Raw genomic sequence first — 18462 nt, 5'->3', positions numbered from 1 at the left:
ACGGTGATAAAAGTTTAGGCGATGAGTTAGGCGCCTAAACTTTTAAATTATATCGCTAATTAATGGCCTAGGCCTTTACTTGCGCTTTTGTTTTCGATCAGCTCAATTTTATAGCCATCTGGATCTTCGACAAATGCAATCACAGTTGTTCCACCCTTAACAGGGCCCGCTTCACGAGTTACGTTACCACCCGCACTACGGATATCATCGCACGTTTTTGCAACATCATCGACGCCTAAGGCGATATGACCATATGCGTTACCCATGTCATATTGGTCAACACCCCAGTTATAGGTTAACTCTATGACAGCGCCTTCACTTTCATCGCTGTAGCCAACAAATGCGAGAGAGTATTTATACTCTGTGTTTTCACTGGTTCTTAATAAGCGCATGCCTAACACTTTTGTGTAAAAGTCGATAGAACGCTGCATATCAGTAACACGTAACATAGTATGGAGTAAGCGCATTTTTAAACCTCTTGGAATCAGCCTGAATCGATTTACCTATTAATATAACGTGCTTAAATTAATAAATACAATGATTACAGTTTGTTTTTTGAACAAATAATGGTAATACTCATTTCTAGGAGTATATCATACATTTATGGTGATTTTTTCTTTTGAAGGGGAAAGTTATGGCTGAACAACTTGAATTTTTTGAGATCCCCAGCCCTTGTCGTGGTATTTGCCAAAGTAATGAACAAGGCTATTGTCGAGGTTGTTACCGCACTCGTGATGAACGCTTTAACTGGTTAAAATTTTCGGATAGTGAAAAACGAAATGTCCTTCGTTTATGTCACCAACGTTATTTAAGAATATTAAATAAAAAAATAGCTCAAGAGAAAACCATCGATACACAACAACAACTTTTCTAGTCTCCTGTTTAAAAATAATGATAAAAAAATCAAATGTTTTATTTTTAATGAAAATTAATTCATAATAAATTATTAGCATGCTATTTATTTCCGAGTTTATATTTCAATGAAATTTTATTTATTCAAAATTATTATAGATTAAATTTAAATGACTGTAATTAACATGATTTTAAGATTAACTATATTTGTTTGTTTTTTAAAGGTTTATGTGACATTGTTTTTTTTATTGTTATTCATGACTGCTATAAGAGCTAAAATAGATAGATCAAAAAGGAGAGTGCGGCTATTCTTATTAATAAGATAATTGATAGGTTATCTTATTAAGCTTAGGTTGAGAAAATGTATGAATCAACGACATATTAATTAGAGTTATATCGCATAATAAATCAGCTGTTGTAACTAGATATAGGTATTTAATAGCTAATATATAAATAAAAAGTTGTAAGTATAAAGGGAAATTAATATATAATTCAAAAAATAATATGAAGATGGTATATTTTTTTGACATTATAATTATATAAAGGAGGGTAAATTGGAATCACAAATTGGGACAGAGTTATCACGTGTTGTTCGCATGTGGAGAGCATTAATCGACTATCGTTTGAAGCCTCTTAAACTTACACAAACACATTGGGTTACATTGCATAATATAAGTCAACTACCGCCTGAGCAATCTCAAATACAGTTAGCAAAAGCGATTGGTATTGAACAGCCTTCACTAGTAAGGACTCTAGATCAGTTAGAGGAAAAAAAGCTTATTTCCAGACATACTTGTACAAATGATAGGAGAGCTAAAAGGATAAAGTTAACGGAAGAATCTGAACCCTTTATTAAAACGGTAGATCAAGTCATAAACAATACGCGTATAGAGATATTGAACAATATTAGTAAAGATGAACTTTATCAATTATCACAGTTACTTATGAAACTTGAAAAAAATATTTTAAGATTACAAAATGATTCTTGATATGAAAATAATATACCTAACTAATAAATGGTGTGCTAATCATTAAACTAGCAATTAAGTAATCGGGCTATGTAATTTGTATGATGGTGATATAGGAATAGGTCAATGGAAATAATAATTACACCCAGTTATGATTCTTGATAAGTCATTACCTTTAAATATAATTAATACTGTTAATTATATTTACCTACGGTATTTCTAATTGTTAGCTGGCTAATTTATTAGTGCGTATTAATTAATAATAAACGATTTATTAAAGGGGGAAAGTTAAGTGCCTTTTTGAGCTCGAAAGCAAGGCATTTATTTGTAAGCAAGAAACTGTATTACCTAAAAGCTATGTATGATAAATATAAAATATAATTATATATCATAAAGTAACTATATTATTCAGCAATATTATTTTAAGGCATACTCACCGGCATTGGCCAGTGAGTATGCCTAATTTCGTATCGTAAGATTACCGAGGAGACACAGTCACTGTATTTCCGCTATTTGCAATCATAACACGTTGGCCATTACGGAAGGTGCTAGGGTCTTGTTTTTGAACAACAACAATGTTTTTGCCGCTATCGAGGCGGATCTCTAATTGAACACCTTGGCTTCTATTTAATGCGCCTTGAGCTTCCTGACCGGCTAAACCACCGGCAATAGCACCTGCAGCTGTTGCTAATGTGTTACCTGTACCACCACCGATGGTGTTACCTAATAACCCACCAAGAACAGCACCACCAATTGCGCCAATTACGTTACCGTCTTCACCAGCTTGAATAGTCACAGGGCGAGCATTCAGAACAGTACCATAAGTCACAGTCTGTACCTGTTTCGCATCCTTGGCAGAAATAGTATCACCAGAAAGCGTACTGGTATTGACACAGCCTGATAAGGCTGCAACTGCTACAACACCTACAAAAACTTTCTTAAGCATAAGAACTCCTATGAGATTTGCTGTCTGTGGCACTAACATAGCATCGTATATTTGTTTTCACCATAAATACAACAAGTATCAAAATAATGGTATTAAAAAGCGATGGTTAGATTACCGATTCTGATTTAAATAGAGCGTAAACACTAGGTAAAATATCTCAAATTCGTGATTATTTCATTCAATAAGGCACTCTTTGTTAAATATTCACATAGGGTAGTCAATTCATGAGCATCATTTCGCACAAGTTGCCAAACAGGGTAAGGCTTTAAACTTTAACTGAAGCGCGAAACAGTTATGCTGAGCTGATCAATGCATTATGTACCATAATATTGAAAATGAAAATTTCAGACATTAAAAAACGACTTTTTTATTTGGTTTGTCTAGCAATTTTTAGTTTTAAAGTACTTATTTATTATTCCTGCGAAGCGCTCCGAGAAATTGCATCGAATTGTTGACAAAATTTGTCATCAAAGCACAATCTTTTGTAGCTGAATATTGTAAAGTTAATGTGCACTCTGAAGGAACAAGAATAATGATGAAATCGGGTCGTTACATAGGCGTTATGTCAGGAACTAGCCTAGATGGTGTTGATGTCGTTCTTGCCGCAATCAGTGACAAATTTGTCGCAGAGCAATCCAGTTTGAGTGTTGCGTTTCCCATCGAGTTAAAAAAACGAATTCTAGATATATGCCAAGGGCAGGCAACAACGCTATCAGAGGTTGGTAAAATTGATAGAGAGCTTGGCTCTTTATATGCAGATGCGATAAACCAACTTCTTATTCAAACAGGGCTAACAGCCGAAGATATCATTGCGATTGGTTGTCACGGTCAAACTGTTTGGCACGAACCTGATGGCGAACAGCCTTTTACTATACAGTTAGGTGATAACAACCGTATTGCAGCTTTAACAGGGATCACAACGGTAGGGGACTTTCGCCGAAGAGATATGGCTTATGGTGGGCAGGGAGCGCCTTTAGTTCCCGCATTTCACTTAGCTGTTCTAGGGCATTCTACAGAAAAGCGAATTGTACTGAATATTGGTGGAATTGCTAATGTGACAGCTTTATTACCAGGGGCTTACGTCAAAGGCTACGATACAGGACCGGGAAATATGTTAATGGATACCTGGAGCTGGCGTATCCAACAAAAAGCATTCGATAAAGATGGTGAATGGGCAAGTCGTGGTCAAGTTAACCATGTATTACTAAAAGCCATGTTAAGTGACCCATATTTTAGACGTTCCTCGCCGAAAAGTACGGGGCGTGAATATTTTAACATGCAATGGTTAGAACAGCGTTTAGTTCATTTTCCATCAATCTCAGCGGATGATGTGCAAGCAACTCTGTGCGAATTGACTGCGGCCTCTATCGCAGAGCAAGTATTACTATGTGGTGGTTGTGAGCGCTTAATAGTCTGCGGTGGTGGAGCAAAGAATACTTTTTTAATGCAACGAATGGCCGCTTTGCTCCCGGGAACTGAAGTGGCGCCAAGTGATAAGTTTGGTTTAAGTGGGGATGATATGGAAGCTTTAGCATTTGCATGGCTAGCAGCACGAACGATATCAGGTCTTCCTGGAAATTTGGCATCCGTTACTGGAGCAAGTCAAGAAACTGTGCTTGGGGCAATATACCCTAAAAATACCGATAAAAAATAACAGTGGTGAAGGATATAAAAATGAACGAGCTAGGTGAAATAGATCTTGCATCGGTACGTCGTGAATACACCAAAAGTGGGTTGAGGCGTAATGACTTAACACCAAACCCACTGACGCTTTTTGAACTATGGATGAAGCAGGCATGTGAAGCTCGATTGAGTGATCCAACAGCCATGTGTGTTGCTACTGTAGATGAAACCGGGCAGCCCTACCAACGTATTGTACTATTAAAACATTTTGATGATAAAGGCTTGGTATTTTATACCAACTTAGGTAGTCGAAAAGCACAACATTTAGAGAAAAATAATAAAATTAGCCTACATTTTCCATGGTATCCATTAGAGCGCCAAGTTAATTTCACTGGGGTTGCTGAGCGTTTGAACCCTATTGAGGTTGTCAAATATTTTCATAGTAGGCCGAAAGACAGCCAGATTGCAGCATGGGCATCAGCGCAATCTTCTAAAATTTCAGCGCGTGGTATTTTAGAAGGGAAATTTTTAGAACTAAAACAAAAATTTAAGAATGGCGATGTCCCATTACCGAGTTTTTGGGGGGGGTATCGAGTGGTATTTGATAGTGTTGAATTTTGGCAAGGTGGGGCGCACCGTCTACACGACCGTTTTTTATACCAGCGAGAAGGCGATAGCTGGAAAATTGATAGATTAGCCCCTTAGGATCATGTTTTTTAGCTGGCACTTAATTGATATGCGCTTTATGCTATAGCTTCATTTAAGAAAATTGACAAATTACACTGGTGAGTTTTTGACAAGCCTCTCAAACTTACTGGTCATTCAAACTAATATAGATAGACAAAATACAACTGATGGAGTCATTGATGTCTAGCAATAACCTGATTAAACAATTGCAAGAGCGGGGCCTCGTTGCCCAGGTAACGGATGAGGATGCGTTAGCAGAGAGACTGGCGCAGGGCCCTATCTCTCTCTATTGTGGCTTCGATCCTACCGCAGATAGCTTGCATTTGGGACATCTGGTTCCTTTGCTGTGTTTAAAACGATTCCAACTAGCCGGGCACAAGCCTGTGGCGTTGGTAGGTGGCGCAACGGGCCTTATTGGCGATCCGAGCTTTAAAGCTACTGAACGTAAATTAAATACCGCAGAAACCGTTCAAGAGTGGGTAGGAAAAATCCGTAACCAAGTTTCACCGTTTTTAAGTTTTGATTGTGGTGATAACAGTGCACGCCTTGCTAACAACTATGATTGGTTTGGCAAAATGGATGTACTGACTTTCTTACGTGATATTGGTAAGCACTTTTCTGTTAACCAAATGATTAACCGTGAGTCTGTTAAGCAACGTTTAAATCGTGATGACGTTGGTATCTCTTTTACTGAGTTTGCCTATAATCTTTTACAAGGTTATGACTTCGCAAATATGAATAAAGAGATGGGTGTAGAACTGCAAATCGGTGGTTCTGACCAATGGGGTAACATCACTTCGGGTATCGATTTAACTCGTCGCTTACACCAAAACCAAGTATTTGGTATGACGGTTCCTCTGATTACTAAAGCAGACGGTACTAAATTTGGTAAAACTGAAGGTGGCGCAGTTTGGTTAGACTCCAAAAAAACCAGCCAATATAAATTCTACCAGTTCTGGATCAACACGGCAGACGCTGACGTTTATCGCTTCTTAAAATTCTTCACATTTATGGAAATAGATGAAATTAATGCACTGGAAGAAGAAGACAAAAATAGTGGTAAGGCGCCTCGAGCTCAATATGTATTAGCGGAATTGGTTACTAAACTAGTACACGGTGAAGAAGGGCTAGCAGCAGCGAAGCGTATCACAGAAAGCTTATTCTCTGGTGCAGTATCTGATTTAACTGAAGCTGATTTTGAGCAATTAGCTCAAGATGGTATGCCTTGCATTACATTAGAAGCAGGCGCTGATTTACAGCAAGCCTTAGTTGATTCAGAGTTGGTTCCTTCTCGTGGGCAAGCAAGAACGGCTATTAGCTCTAATGCGGTATCTATTAATGGCCAAAAACAAACAGAGCCAATGTATGTATTCTCTGATGCAGACCGTTTGTTTGGTCGTTATACATTGATCCGTCGTGGTAAGAAAAACGACTGTTTAATTAATTGGAAATAGCTCTGACTAACCTTTGTAATATCAGCCCGGAATTTTCCGGGCTATACTCGTCCTATTTCAAATTGCATAGGTGTTGATTGCGCTGAGTTCTCCGCATTACATACGGATCTACGCTCGTCGGGTCATCTTGCCATGTTACTTACATGCAATTCGAATTATTTGGAGTATATTCATATTTGCAACGGGTAATCACTGATTTCTCTTCATTCGACATAACAATTCTTTGGGTTCTCAATGAAAAGCGTATTATCAATTCAATCCCATGTTGTTTTCGGCCATGCAGGAAACAGTGCCGCCGCATTTCCTATGTGCCGGATGGGCGTAGATGTGTGGCCACTTAATACCGTACAATTTTCGAATCACACACAGTATCCACAATGGACTGGAAGTGTTTTTCCTGCCCAGCACTTAACTGATATCGTTGATGGATTAGCTAAAATCCATAAATTAGAGATTTGTGATGCTGTATTAAGCGGTTATATCGGCTCAGCTGAGCAAGGAGATGATATCCTTGCGATCGTGAAAAGAGTGAAGGCAGCCAACCCGCAAGCCCTCTATTTTTGTGACCCAGTAATGGGGCATCCTGAGAAAGGTTGCATTGTGGCACCTGGTGTTGCTGAATTCCTTTGTGAGCGAGCGCTGGCCGCTTGTGATGTCATCGCACCAAATTTACTAGAGTTAGAAACATTAACGAGTAGAACAATTAAAAGTGTAGAAGAAGCCGCTCAAGCTGCTCGCGAATTGTGTCACAAAGGCCCTAAAATTGTTCTTGTTAAGCATTTAAGTCGTGCAGGGTATCGTGCTGATCGTTTTGAAATGATCCTTGTAACAGCAGAGCATACTTGGCATGTTAGCCGTCCTCTCGTTGATTTTGGTGAAAAGCAACCTGTCGGTGTTGGTGATTTAACCAGTGGTTTAATGTTGGTTAACTTATTGAAAGGTGAGCCCTTAGATAAGGGGCTAGAGCATGTTGCAGCAGCGGTATATGAAGTGATGATAAAAACCAAAGAAATGGGCGAGTATGAGTTACAGCTCGTTGCGGCTCAAGACAAAATGGTTAATCCTGAACATAATTTCTGTGCAACACAATTAGATTAAATTGATTTGTCTTATCGAAAATAGCGCTCTATTGGAAGAGCGCTATTTTACCGATTAAATTAAACCTTCCGCTTTTAATGCATCTTGAACATTAGGGCGTTTAGCGATTTTAGCAATGAAATCTTGCAGGTGAGTCAGGCTAGTTAAATCAAGCCCTACGTGTTTTGCCCAGTTACTCACAGTGAATAAATAGGCATCTGCGACACTAAAAGTATCACCAGCAAAGAAAGCTTGCTTAGCGAGTACGCTATCAACATACTCAAATTTATTAAACAATACCTTACGTACAGTATCTTTATACTCTTCTGGCGTTCCTGGTGTGAATAAAGGTGAGAAAGTTTTATGGAGTTCTGTCGAAATAAAATTCAAAGCTTCTAACTGGTGATAACGTTTCATCGAACCTGGAAGCGCGATTAGGTTACGATCTGGTTTTTGATCTGCAATATATTGAACAATAATTGCACCTTCTGTAAGTTGTTCACCATTATCCAGCACTAAAGTGGGTACTTGACCTTTCGGGTTTATCGCTAAAAAGTCTTCACCTTTCTCTGTTTTTTTCTCTTTTATATTCACTCGTTCAATACTGAAATCTAAACCAGTTTCACGCAGAATGATGTGGGGAGAAAGTGAGCAAGCACCGGGAGCGTAATATAATTTCATCATAAAACTCCTAAATTATTGAGTTAGCATTCATATGGCAGATAAACACATATCACTTAAGTATATCATCACTTTCTGTTAACGAATTGCCATCAAGTGTGAGTTAAAAAATAAAACCCAAAATCGGACTGAAATTATCGTTAATATAAACAAGCAGAGTACAACCAGTGTTTAAAACTATAAATGATAAAAATACATAAATCTAAGATAGTTACCTTATGTAAGGAAATACTATTTTGTTAAACTCCTCGCCTTGTCTTATGAAAAAAATAAACCGAATAATAAGTAACAGGTGAGTAAATAAATGACCAGCTTGTGTCAAAAATTGAATTTTTTAGGAAAACTAGACCAAATTTTAATGGCTCATCAGCCAAATAAGAGCCATGGGATTAAACGTTTTCTATTAGAGTTTTGGTTTTTCGGTTTAATTAATGCTCGTTCCTGTTTATTCGCTGGATTTTTCTTTTTAGCACTATTCTTGGTACCCGCTAAAGGGCTAATTGGCATACCTCGCTATGATGTGCTACTAATTTTTGCGGTTATTTTTCAAGGATTGTTGGTTTGGTCAAAACTAGAAACTTGGGATGAATTAAAAGCGATTTGTGTTTTTCATTTAGTCGGTTTTATGATGGAACTGTTTAAAACATCAGCAACAATTGGTTCATGGCAATACCCGGATGAAGCCTACACAAAACTTTGGGGGGTTCCTTTATTTACTGGCTTTATGTATGCGGCAGTAGGGAGCTATATCATTCAGTCTTGGCGGTTTTTTAAAGTAAGAATTGAACACTACCCACCTTACTGGATGGCAACAGTAGTCGCTCTGGCTATTTATATTAATTTTTTTAGTCATCATTATATTGATGATTATCGCTGGTATTTAGCTGCATTTATTATGGGATTGTATGCACGTAGTATGGTTTTTTATACTCCGCTTGATAAAGAACGAAAAATGCCATTATTGCTCGCATTTATGCTAATTGGCTTTTTTATTTGGCTGGCTGAAAATTTTGGGACATTTTTTGGTGTTTGGCAATATCCAAACCAAATTGGTGCTTGGTCAATGGTACATGCAGGTAAGTGGGGGGCCTGGTCACTGTTAGTGATTGTTACCTTTACAATTGTTGTACATCTTAAACATATTAAAGCCAATGTGACGATAGCACGTTAATATTGGGGGCAGTTTTCTCGAATATAAACATCAAAACGGGTAAAGCCATCGATAGGTATTAGCATTTCGTCGCGTTTAAAATGGGAACTTAGGATATCCATTACGCGGCGAACTTCCTGTTGTGGGTTTTGATCTAAAATAGCGTCGATGACGCCCTCACGTAACATTTGTATGCGTCTATCTGATAATTCATGAGTAATTAATGTGACTGCATTATGTAATTGAGGACGTCAGCCTTGAAAATCAAGCGATGAAGGAGCTTTTCGTAAAAGAAGTTGGTAGTGACTGAAAAGAAGTCCTGTACTCAGGCTTTAAAAGAGGCCGGTTTATCAGTCATTAAAGCGTGCCAATTAACCTCATTTCCATGGGCAACATTTATCGTCAGCCGCTAAATTGGGGTGAAAGAGATCGTGTTGTAATTGATGCTATTCAATCTGTTTTAGAGAAATCACCACAATCTGGATTCTTGGAAAAGCTATTTTCGACTACGATTCTTTAATCATAAACGAGTGTATCGCGTTTATTGTCGATTAGAATTGAATCTGAAACTATAAGTTAAAAAGGTACTTCCGATGCGTGAAAAAAGACCATTAGTAATTGAAAAAACTAATATTCAATGGGCATTGGATTTTATGCACGACAGTTTATATTGCGGCAAGCGCTTCAGAACCCTCAATATTATTAATGAAGGAACACGTGAATGCTTAGCGATCGAGGTTGATACATCATTACCGGCTGAACGTGTCATCAGGGTGCTTGAACGTTTAAAAGCCGAAAGAGGGTTGCCGAAATAGATCCGAGTCGATAATAGCCCTGAACTTATTTCAGTTAACTTATTGAATTATTGTGAAGATAACCAAATTTCGTTGTGCCATATTCAACCTGGAAAACCGCAACAAAATGGGTTTATCGAGCGTTTTAATGGTTCGTTCCGTCGTGAATTTTTAAATGCGTATTTATTTGAATCGTTGAGCCAAGTTCGAGAATTAGCGTGGTTTTGGCTGCAAGATTATAACCAAAATCGAACTCACGAAAGTTTAAATCACCTTCCACCGGAGGCCTATCGTAAACAGTTAGAAAACTCTAAGTTGGTGTGTCTTAATTAAAGGGGAGTGGACAATGTACGAAAAATTATCCGCTATACGCGCAAAAAATGAGGAGTTCGTTCTGATACCTCAGACATCAGACTTTCTGACCATGAATGTTGTTTCCATACTCTCCCATATGTTGGTTAGGATTAAAATTCCTAACCATCTAGACGTTATAAAAATTAATTGCTTAAAAATTTAAATAACCACATTGACAATTTTACCCTTAACCAAAATTACCTTTTTTACAGGCTTATCAGCTATCCACTTTTTAACTTTCTCATTTTCAAGTACTAGGGGGGTTACAGATTCCTCTGACGCATCTAAATCAAAAGTGATATTTGCACGAACCTTTCCGTTAATCGAAATCGGGTAGCAATAATTAACTTTCTTAAAATTAGCTTCATTGAAAATAGGCAGAGCCTGCTCAAAAATATTACCGGTTTGTTTTAAAGCACCCACCCATAGCTCTTGCGTTACATATACGATAAAGGGAGATGCTATAATTGCTAACGGGGTAAGAATTTCGCATTTATGACACTTCTCTTTTATTAAACCATTGACACATATCATTAAAGCAGCAATAGCAGTGTTGTGATTTAGCTTTTCTATATCCTCAGAAACTTTTTTTATAGCAACATGCAATAGTTCTAACTCAGATTGAGTTGCTGCCTCTTGAACAACCTTTGATATCCCTGTTTCAGTTTGGTAAATAGATATAAACCTTTTCAAAAAACGACTTAAACCATCAATACCACTAATTGACCATGGCTTTGACTGCGTAATCGGACCAAGATACATCTCATACATTCTGAAAACGTCTGCACCATAGACACTAATAACATCATTTGGGTTAGTGACGTTGTGCTTTGATTTAGACATTTTCTCTATTTTGTGTTCACAAAGAAATGTATCGCCATTAAAAATAAATTCGGAATCTAAAAAGTCTACTCTCCAGGCTCTTAGCTTATCTACTAAGACAGTTGAGCCATCAACAAGATCGCTACTAATATGAATTTGGGAAGTTATGTAGTTATCACTAATGTCTGACGATACATACTTGTTTTCACCCACGACTCTATGAATTAATGCTGATTTACCCTCGATCATTCCTTGGTTAACAATTTTTTTAAATGGTTCTTCAAAAGATACACAACCTAAATCGTACAAAAACATATTCCAGAATCGAGAGTAAAGAAGGTGTCCTGTTGCATGCTCGCTTCCACCCATGTACAAATCAACACTAGCCCAATAGTCAGAGCTATTTCGTGAAGCAATTTCCGTATTACAATCAGGTTCCATGTATCGTAAAAAGTACCAACTAGAACCTGCCCATCCAGGCATCGTAGACAGTTCGTAGGGGTACTTTCCTTTGAATAACCAGTCTGCAGCGTGACCCAATGGAGGCTGGCCAGTAGAAGTGGGCTTATAATTTTCAACCTCAGGTAGTACTACAGGGAGCTCTGACACAGGAACTAGTTTCGGAATACCATCATCGTAATATACTGGAATTGGCTCCCCCCAATATCGTTGCCTACCAAAAACGGCATCTCGCATCTTGTAGCTTGTCTTTTCATTACAGATGTTTGCTTTAAGCAGTTTATTAAGAATATTTTTCTTACCTAGAAAAGTTTTCATTCCTGTAAACTCTAGAGAATTAACTAAGGTGTTAGACTCATCGATAACAGTAACTTGCTCTAGGCCGTATTTATTTGCAAAACGACGATCTCTATCATCGTGAGCAGGTACTGCCATAACTGCCCCAGTCCCATACGTAGCAATAACGTAATCTGCTACCCAAACAGGAACCTGTTTACCATTTATCGGGTTTATAACCCAAGAACCTGTAAATACACCATTCGTATTGTTTAAATCGGCTAATCGATCTCGCTCACTTCGCTTAGAGTTTAAACTTAAGAACTCTGTGACTGCATCAACATGATCGGGCGTAGTAAATTCATCAACCAATGGAGACTCGGGAGAGACAGCTAGAAAAGTTACTCCACAAATAGTTTCTACTCTTGAGGTAAATACCTCAATATGATTTTGAACACCATGAACTTTAAAGTTCACCGCCACGCCTTTTGATTTGCCTATCCAGTTTCTTTGGAGTTCTTTTAACGACTTAGGAAAATCTAACTTATGTAAATTATCAAGTAAACGATCTGAATAAGCGGTAATCCTCAGCATCCATTGCTTCATGCTTTTTCTTTCAACAGGAAAGCCTCCACGCTCAGAATATCCATTAATGACTTCGTCATTAGCCAATACAGTCCCAAGTTTTGGGCACCAATTAACTAATGCTGAAGATAGATAGGCAAGGCGGTACTCCATAAGAATATCCAATCGTTCTTTCTCATTAAACGCCTCCCATTCGTGGCGAGAGAACTGAGTCACACCAGACGAGTTAATACCGTTAGAGCCGTTAAGTTCAAATAATTGTATTAAGTAATTAATTGGTTTTGCTATATTTTCCGTAAAGTCATACCAAGAATCAAACAACTGACAAAATATCCATTGAGTCCACCTGTAATAGTCAGGAGAAGATGTTCTGATTTCTCGCTTGGGATCAAGTGACAACCCCATCCGATCCAACTGACTTTTGAACATTGTAATATTTTTGTTGGTAGTTTTTTTCGGGTGCTGCCCAGTTTCAATAGCATACTGCTCTGCTGGCAAACCAAAGGAATCAAATCCCATACAGTGGAGGACATTGTAACCTTGCAATCTCTTAAAGCGACTAACAACATCTGTTGCGATATAGCCCAGCGGGTGACCTACATGTAAACCGGAGCCTGAAGGATAGGGAAACATATCCAAGCAATAATACTTTGGCTTTGATGAGTTAATTGAAACTGAATACGCGTCTGTTTTAGACCAATGCGAATTCCATTTTTTTTCTATTTCTGAATAGTTCATTAAGTTACAGTTTCCTATACGCTACAGGGAAAGGTCTTGTCTGGAAATAGACTCGGTTATAAACCAGACGGGTAAAGCAAGTTTTTTTGTGCCATATTTAAAAATCGAATCACTAGATTTGTTGTGGCGCTTCGAATACCTGATGTAATCAACTAACTTTTTATATTTCTCATACACTCTATCGTAAGCACGAGATAGTCCAGAGACGAAATCAGTATTATGCAAGTTTTGAAGCTCTCTTGTTGACAAATACCTTTTTGTAATATTGAGGATAGAGTTTAATGAAACGGCATTAATAATACATTGATACATTAAGCTATTAAGTGCGCCTCTTAACACAGAACTTCTTTTACTGCGACCCTCACAAACTCCTAGGTGTAACAAATACACAGAAACCATAAGACTATCTAATAACTTTCTGTTATTTGGTATCAGTGAGTGATCGCCCCCCATCTCACTGATAGTATATTCAAAGGGCGAGTCAAAATAATTTAAGCGTGCTAAAAGTGTTTCCAAACCAAAGCCAAATTCAAAACCTACTGTTTCTTTGTTTAAATTTAACTGAATGATATTTCCTATATCTTGAAATTCGTCATTTATATCATTGTAAATAGCAATTGTTGCACCAACCCCTGATAGACCAGCAACTCCATAACTCCAGTTATAATATGATTCATCTCTACTGTTTAGTTCGAAACAAGCTGATGAGAATTCGTTTTCTATTAATCTATTCCACTTTATGGAGCTTGATGTTCTTATTCTAAAAGCGGACTCAGGAACCATTAAGCCGTCAAAGAAAAATGTCTTAATAAAATCTAGCATGCTAACCAGTGAGTTTTCATCTCCTAGCAATCCTAATTGCGAAAATACACTCATATATTTGAGTTCTTCACTAGGATCGCTGTAAGTTTTGAGGTTATTGGCTCTAATACATTCCTGAATAATGTAAATTGTTTTTTCGGGAAGGGCTTGAGAAAGAACGGCATCCTTAAAACCAGCGATTGTAGAGTTTGCAAATAACAAGGTTTGGTCGTCGATTAGTAACTTTGCTGGTATACCTTTTCTCATGCCATCAAGTTCAGCTTTATGACAAAAAATTCCCAACACCATCTCTTTCGAATATTCGCTACTAATCATGATATTACCTTACACAATCCCTTGTGTATAACTTTAAAATCTACACTTATTGACTCTTCCAAATACCACATATCACGAAGTAAATCTGTAGTATTTCCTACCAAAACGAATTTAGCGAGGGCTTTGTCTTCCCAAAATTCTTTGTTATACTCCTCGCCAACTTCAATAGAAGTCGACCATGTGACGCTATCCGGCAAACGGTTTAACCCACTGACAGCTTCAATTTGAAGATGCCTTCTTTCTTTTATAGGAAGCACAATCCACGAGAAAGTTTCAGTAGCATTTCGCTTTATCGAAAGATAACCAGCGGAACTTGTTGTTGTTTTTATCCCTAAATCTATTTTTAATGATTCTTCATTAAGATCTATTCCGTAAAACACCTTAATTGCAGGAACAATAGCAGCTCCACCAGGTCGAGCTGCTATCTCTAACAGCTGGATTGGATCAGAATTGTGAGCAAATGCTTCTAAATGAAAAACAACATCGTTGGTGCCAATGCTTGCCAATACTTTGTTGGCAAAATCGATGACATTTCTTTCAGTATTCTCACCAGTTATCTGAATTGAGGACATTGGGGTGTTTTTACTTATCCACGACATGCAGTCATAAACATATTTGCTAGCACAGATAAACTTAAGTTCTCCATCTCTATAGAGTCCATCAATATGTATAATTTCACCTGCAATTTTATTTTCGATAATATAATCCAGTTTATTTTCATTCATATCATCGATAGCCTCAAGCAGATCGCTTTCATTATCAATAAATGAAACAAATCGGCTGCCTGCTTGAGAGCAGGGCTTAATTACTAACGGATAATCATCATTACAAAAAATACTAGTTCGAAAGGTACTATCTGCTACAGTAGGAGAAAAGTAGTTACATTGCTTCAGAAGGCGAGCTGAACATATTCGATCTCTCATTACAGCTTTGTTTCTAAAAGGTATTATGTCACTAACACTTCTTCCGGGAATCTTTAAGCTTTCCCTTACTTTGCTCGCTACTAACAGTGTGTATTCAGAGCTACCTATAACAAAATCTATATTGCCATATTTAGACTCGACATCTCGACATATTGAAGTAATTTCTTCTTCTTTTTTATCATATTCTTCTATATCAAATGTAGCGGGAAACTCAAGAATATATTCAACAACATCAATATCACCCCATTCACGACATCGACCTATGTAAAACAGACGACTGTCTGCCGGAAAAAGTGCATAGTTAACATAAGAATCACCAATAATTATTACATTAATCATTGATATGGCCTTTTTGTGGTATAACTACTGAATGTGAATACAAGTCGAATAGGAGTATCAACAAACCTGCCACCGCGATGAATCAACCCTTGCCCTAGGAACATATCTTGATAATCTGTGTGACCACCTCTAATGTGAGCAACAAACTCTTTGTTACGAGGATCAATAGACTCGCCCATTTCTCCCTTTAGTAATAACCACATGCCATCACCTACAACTTCAAATTTTTTCGGATCAATCATTGCTAATGAATCGTGTGTTGCAATTGAATTATCCACAAAGAACTCTCTATTTACATTTGATTCATCTAAATACAATGCCCCTTCACCATAGAAAGTTTTAGTCAACGTAAGCGAAGAAGAGTCTCTATGATACAAATTACTTACAGACGGATGTTCTTTCTCTATATATTTTTCATCTACGATCCTTAATGAGGCCAAATTAAAGTCTATCGAGATAACTGAGGCTAGGCTTTTAATAGCTAAAGTTAATTCATGAATATTATGTTTATCTTTTTAATAGTTATAAAGCTTATGAAGACGCCTATAATAAAAGCCAACTGGATATAAAAGACAGTGAATTCGTTAAAATAACCACTATTAAGGTCCAGTTCACCAACGATTAAGTAAAATGTATTAATAGTAAAAACTGCACACATATAAACTAAAATCGCAATTGTTGGGATCTTCTTAAAAACAGCGTAAATCCTAGTGTAATTAGGCCGTTCAAGCGAGCCATGACCACCTATGTACATATAAAAAATAATTAAAAGCAATGATGCGAGGTAAACGGTAGTAATAAAGGAAGGGGTAGATAGATAGCTCAAAACTGAAACTAAGGTTAACGTTATGATATTAATATATATAAGCAATCTGGACGATGCTTTAGGCTTACTTTCTGATTTAGACACCTCGCCTATAGCAAATATTATACTAGTGGACGCTATCAAGCCAGACAAAAAAATATCCACATATCGTGTTAAATATAATTCATTATGTGACAATATTATTACTAATTTAATTAATGATGAAATTAATACTACATGTGACAAACTATTTCTTATAAATAAAAACAATGCAATACAGACTGAGCCTAAAAAAAACACCTGTAATATAATTTGATTGGTTATTTCACCATACATATATGAAAAATAAATCAAAGAGGTTGCTGCATGAGCTGACAATAAAGAGCACAATAACTCTCTTAACTTCATACTTAATTTCATAAAGAGTACCTATTCCATGAAAATCTCAGTTATTACCTGAAATTAGGGAGCGAATTCTAACAATAAGGTTAGTAGTAATTTTTATAATTTCATTAATTCTTAAATAATAATTTGCCAAATTCATAGAAACTATACGACATACAATGAAAATAGTGTTAAGATATAATTATTATATTATTATATTATTATATTATTATATTATTATATTATTATATTATTATATTATTATATTATTATATTATTATATTATTATATTATTATATTACTTCTACCAAATACCCTATTTATCAAACCCTGTTAATCAATTCAGGTATACTATTGAACAAAAATATCTTGTGCAATATAAAAGCATCATTTATTCCACTGTTGATGCATAAACGATACAATCATCACAAAAATTTAAATAAGATAACAATCTCATTACCTGGAGTAATGCCCATTTTAGCTATGCTGATTGCTGATTTCAGGTGTATGGGGCTAAGTATGTAAATGCGGTAATGTAGGTTTGTGCTTTTTTATGAGGGACTAACTATGAGTCGTTTGACTATTGATATCACTGAGCAGCAACATCAAAGCCTTAAAGCACTTGCAGCATTACAAGGGAAGACGATCAAACAGTATACTCTGGAGCATTTTTTTCCCAATGAGGATGAGCAGGCATGTCTGACGCTTAAAACTTTATTAGAGCCTCGTATTAATAATGGTCTGACAGGTTTAGTTTCAACAAAATATATGGCAGACGAACTGGCAGAGGGACGAGTTTGATAAATTACATTCTGACTACAGAGACTGAGAACGATGTACGAAAAATTGTATCCGCCCAATTAACCCACGAGGCAGCATGGCTAGTGCTTGAAGCTCCAAGGGAGCAGGTACTCGATATCGGGCGTCTTTTTCATGGTGTCGGTTATACCCTTTATATGCCATTACTGCTTGGTACATAAGACTTTATTATCGATTATATCATTGTAAAATCGTATATTTTAACCAATTGATGGCCGATAATCGTGAAGCCAGAAAGCAGTCTATCAAGTTCGCATTGAGTGAGAGCAAACACCGTTTTTTTCTCTTTTGAACGCCACGGGTACTTGGCTTTTTCAAGGCGTTTATTCCAGAGTGCGAAGCCTGTTTTATCCCAGTACAATATTTTTATTTTGTCACGCTGTTTATTAGTGAATAGGAACAAAGCGCCACGAACAAGCGGTAAGTCAGTGTCACTTTCGATGATGGCAGCCAGACCGTTGATCGATTTTCTAAAATCACTACATTCACGGTAGAGGTAAATCTCGGGCGCATTGATCAGATGATTCATGACAGGGCTCCGATGAGGTCGGCAAGATAGGCTACAGGCGTATCTTGTGGAGTAATAAGC

General features: G+C 37.1%; 18 protein-coding genes and 1 pseudogene. 10 read left to right on the top strand and 9 right to left on the bottom strand.

Annotated elements, in window-relative coordinates:
- Window positions 1-59: 59 nt before the first annotated feature.
- Window positions 60-467, bottom strand: coding sequence for a lactoylglutathione lyase (gloA, locus tag G6Q48_RS06790; protein WP_036958666.1), 408 nt, complete (start codon window positions 465-467; stop codon window positions 60-62).
- Between the two features lie 167 nt (window positions 468-634).
- Between gloA and G6Q48_RS06785 the strand changes: the two genes are divergently transcribed.
- Together G6Q48_RS06785 and slyA are read left to right on the top strand one after the other, a co-directional pair.
- Window positions 635-874: a DUF1289 domain-containing protein gene (locus G6Q48_RS06785; protein WP_102139693.1), complete on the top strand. Its 240-nt coding sequence runs from the start codon at window positions 635-637 to the stop codon at window positions 872-874.
- Window positions 875-1406: 532 nt separating this feature from the next.
- Window positions 1407-1841, top strand: a complete 435-nt coding sequence (gene slyA / locus G6Q48_RS06780; protein WP_094961765.1) for a transcriptional regulator SlyA — start codon at window positions 1407-1409, stop codon at window positions 1839-1841.
- A 457-nt stretch (window positions 1842-2298) separates the two neighbouring features.
- On the opposite strand, the gene G6Q48_RS06775 is transcribed toward slyA, so the two are convergent.
- Window positions 2299-2766, bottom strand: a complete 468-nt coding sequence (locus G6Q48_RS06775) for a glycine zipper 2TM domain-containing protein (protein ID WP_036958672.1) — start codon at window positions 2764-2766, stop codon at window positions 2299-2301.
- A 532-nt stretch (window positions 2767-3298) separates the two neighbouring features.
- Between G6Q48_RS06775 and anmK the strand changes: the two genes are divergently transcribed.
- The 4 genes from anmK (at window position 3299) to pdxY (ending at window position 7628) form a co-directional block, all read left to right on the top strand.
- Window positions 3299-4420, top strand: a complete 1122-nt coding sequence (anmK, locus tag G6Q48_RS06770) for an anhydro-N-acetylmuramic acid kinase (protein ID WP_207393018.1) — start codon at window positions 3299-3301, stop codon at window positions 4418-4420.
- 20 nt (window positions 4421-4440) lie between these two features.
- Complete coding sequence (gene pdxH, locus G6Q48_RS06765) at window positions 4441-5094, top strand: pyridoxamine 5'-phosphate oxidase (protein ID WP_166265262.1); 654 nt, start codon at window positions 4441-4443, stop codon at window positions 5092-5094.
- A gap of 161 nt (window positions 5095-5255) precedes the next feature.
- Window positions 5256-6530 carry a tyrosine--tRNA ligase gene (tyrS, locus tag G6Q48_RS06760; RefSeq protein WP_102139691.1) on the top strand — a complete coding sequence of 425 codons (1275 nt, stop codon included), beginning with the start codon at window positions 5256-5258 and terminating at the stop codon, window positions 6528-6530.
- 234 nt (window positions 6531-6764) lie between these two features.
- Window positions 6765-7628, top strand: coding sequence for a pyridoxal kinase PdxY (pdxY, locus tag G6Q48_RS06755; RefSeq protein WP_102139690.1), 864 nt, complete (start codon window positions 6765-6767; stop codon window positions 7626-7628).
- Window positions 7629-7682: 54 nt separating this feature from the next.
- Here the strand turns inward: pdxY and gstA are convergent, their stop codons facing one another.
- The gene (gene gstA / locus G6Q48_RS06750; RefSeq protein ID WP_166265428.1) at window positions 7683-8288 is read right to left on the bottom strand and encodes a glutathione transferase GstA; all 606 of its coding nucleotides are present in this window, start codon (window positions 8286-8288) and stop codon (window positions 7683-7685) included.
- Between the two features lie 304 nt (window positions 8289-8592).
- Here gstA and G6Q48_RS06745 point away from each other — a divergent pair, with 304 nt between their 5' ends.
- A complete protein-coding gene (locus tag G6Q48_RS06745; RefSeq protein ID WP_166265259.1) occupies window positions 8593-9459 on the top strand; it encodes a DUF817 domain-containing protein in 867 nt (288 codons plus the stop codon).
- Here G6Q48_RS06745 and G6Q48_RS06740 read toward each other — a convergent pair.
- A complete protein-coding gene (locus G6Q48_RS06740) occupies window positions 9456-9626 on the bottom strand; it encodes a hypothetical protein (protein ID WP_166265256.1) in 171 nt (56 codons plus the stop codon). The genes G6Q48_RS06745 and G6Q48_RS06740 overlap by 4 nt on opposite strands.
- Before the next feature lie 59 nt (window positions 9627-9685).
- Between G6Q48_RS06740 and G6Q48_RS06735 the strand changes: the two are divergent.
- A pseudogene (locus G6Q48_RS06735) lies at window positions 9686-10565 on the top strand (integrase core domain-containing protein); the annotation flags it as partial.
- A 180-nt stretch (window positions 10566-10745) separates the two neighbouring features.
- Here the strand turns inward: G6Q48_RS06735 and leuS are convergent.
- The 4 genes from leuS to G6Q48_RS22775 are packed head-to-tail and all read right to left on the bottom strand — an operon-like array spanning window position 10746 to window position 16305.
- Window positions 10746-13466, bottom strand: a complete 2721-nt coding sequence (leuS, locus tag G6Q48_RS06730; protein ID WP_166265253.1) for a leucine--tRNA ligase — start codon at window positions 13464-13466, stop codon at window positions 10746-10748.
- 21 nt (window positions 13467-13487) lie between these two features.
- A complete protein-coding gene (locus G6Q48_RS06725; RefSeq protein ID WP_166265249.1) occupies window positions 13488-14603 on the bottom strand; it encodes a hypothetical protein in 1116 nt (371 codons plus the stop codon).
- A complete protein-coding gene (locus G6Q48_RS06720; RefSeq protein WP_166265246.1) occupies window positions 14600-15865 on the bottom strand; it encodes an ATP-grasp domain-containing protein in 1266 nt (421 codons plus the stop codon). The genes G6Q48_RS06725 and G6Q48_RS06720 overlap by 4 nt, the downstream gene beginning before the upstream one ends.
- Window positions 15862-16305, bottom strand: coding sequence for a hypothetical protein (locus G6Q48_RS22775; protein ID WP_166265243.1), 444 nt, complete (start codon window positions 16303-16305; stop codon window positions 15862-15864). Before G6Q48_RS22775 ends, G6Q48_RS06720 begins: the two co-directional genes overlap by 4 nt.
- A 1316-nt stretch (window positions 16306-17621) precedes the next feature.
- On the opposite strand from G6Q48_RS22775, the gene G6Q48_RS06710 reads away from it, so the two are divergent.
- Window positions 17622-17855, top strand: coding sequence for an antitoxin (locus tag G6Q48_RS06710; RefSeq protein WP_166265240.1), 234 nt, complete (start codon window positions 17622-17624; stop codon window positions 17853-17855).
- Entirely contained in the window at window positions 17852-18034 is a 183-nt protein-coding gene (locus tag G6Q48_RS06705) for a hypothetical protein (RefSeq protein ID WP_166265237.1), read from the top strand. Before G6Q48_RS06710 ends, G6Q48_RS06705 begins: the two co-directional genes overlap by 4 nt.
- Window positions 18035-18048: 14 nt before the next feature.
- On the opposite strand, the gene tnpB is transcribed toward G6Q48_RS06705, so the two are convergent.
- Window positions 18049-18402 carry an IS66 family insertion sequence element accessory protein TnpB gene (gene tnpB / locus G6Q48_RS06700; protein WP_166265234.1) on the bottom strand — a complete coding sequence of 118 codons (354 nt, stop codon included), beginning with the start codon at window positions 18400-18402 and terminating at the stop codon, window positions 18049-18051.
- Between the last annotated feature and the right edge of the window lie 60 nt (window positions 18403-18462).

The sequence above is a fragment of the Providencia sp. M-27 genome, assembly GCF_011077905.1.
Lineage (GTDB): Bacteria > Pseudomonadota > Gammaproteobacteria > Enterobacterales > Enterobacteriaceae > Providencia > Providencia huaxiensis.
Note: the sequence above shows the minus strand (reverse complement) of the source record. Positions and strands in the feature narration are given on the sequence as shown.

Coding starts and splice junctions, on each gene's coding strand:
- gloA (WP_036958666.1), bottom strand. CDS start 467: ATGCGCTTACTCCATACTATGTTACGTGTTACTGATATGCAGCGTTCT.
- G6Q48_RS06785 (WP_102139693.1), top strand. CDS start 635: ATGGCTGAACAACTTGAATTTTTTGAGATCCCCAGCCCTTGTCGTGGT.
- G6Q48_RS06775 (WP_036958672.1), bottom strand. CDS start 2,766: ATGCTTAAGAAAGTTTTTGTAGGTGTTGTAGCAGTTGCAGCCTTATCA.
- anmK (WP_207393018.1), top strand. CDS start 3,299: ATGATGAAATCGGGTCGTTACATAGGCGTTATGTCAGGAACTAGCCTA.
- pdxH (WP_166265262.1), top strand. CDS start 4,441: ATGAACGAGCTAGGTGAAATAGATCTTGCATCGGTACGTCGTGAATAC.
- tyrS (WP_102139691.1), top strand. CDS start 5,256: ATGTCTAGCAATAACCTGATTAAACAATTGCAAGAGCGGGGCCTCGTT.
- pdxY (WP_102139690.1), top strand. CDS start 6,765: ATGAAAAGCGTATTATCAATTCAATCCCATGTTGTTTTCGGCCATGCA.
- gstA (WP_166265428.1), bottom strand. CDS start 8,288: ATGAAATTATATTACGCTCCCGGTGCTTGCTCACTTTCTCCCCACATC.
- G6Q48_RS06745 (WP_166265259.1), top strand. CDS start 8,593: ATGACCAGCTTGTGTCAAAAATTGAATTTTTTAGGAAAACTAGACCAA.
- G6Q48_RS06740 (WP_166265256.1), bottom strand. CDS start 9,626: ATGTTACGTGAGGGCGTCATCGACGCTATTTTAGATCAAAACCCACAA.
- leuS (WP_166265253.1), bottom strand. CDS start 13,466: ATGAACTATTCAGAAATAGAAAAAAAATGGAATTCGCATTGGTCTAAA.
- G6Q48_RS06725 (WP_166265249.1), bottom strand. CDS start 14,603: ATGATTAGTAGCGAATATTCGAAAGAGATGGTGTTGGGAATTTTTTGT.
- G6Q48_RS06720 (WP_166265246.1), bottom strand. CDS start 15,865: ATGATTAATGTAATAATTATTGGTGATTCTTATGTTAACTATGCACTT.
- G6Q48_RS06710 (WP_166265240.1), top strand. CDS start 17,622: ATGAGTCGTTTGACTATTGATATCACTGAGCAGCAACATCAAAGCCTT.
- tnpB (WP_166265234.1), bottom strand. CDS start 18,402: ATGAATCATCTGATCAATGCGCCCGAGATTTACCTCTACCGTGAATGT.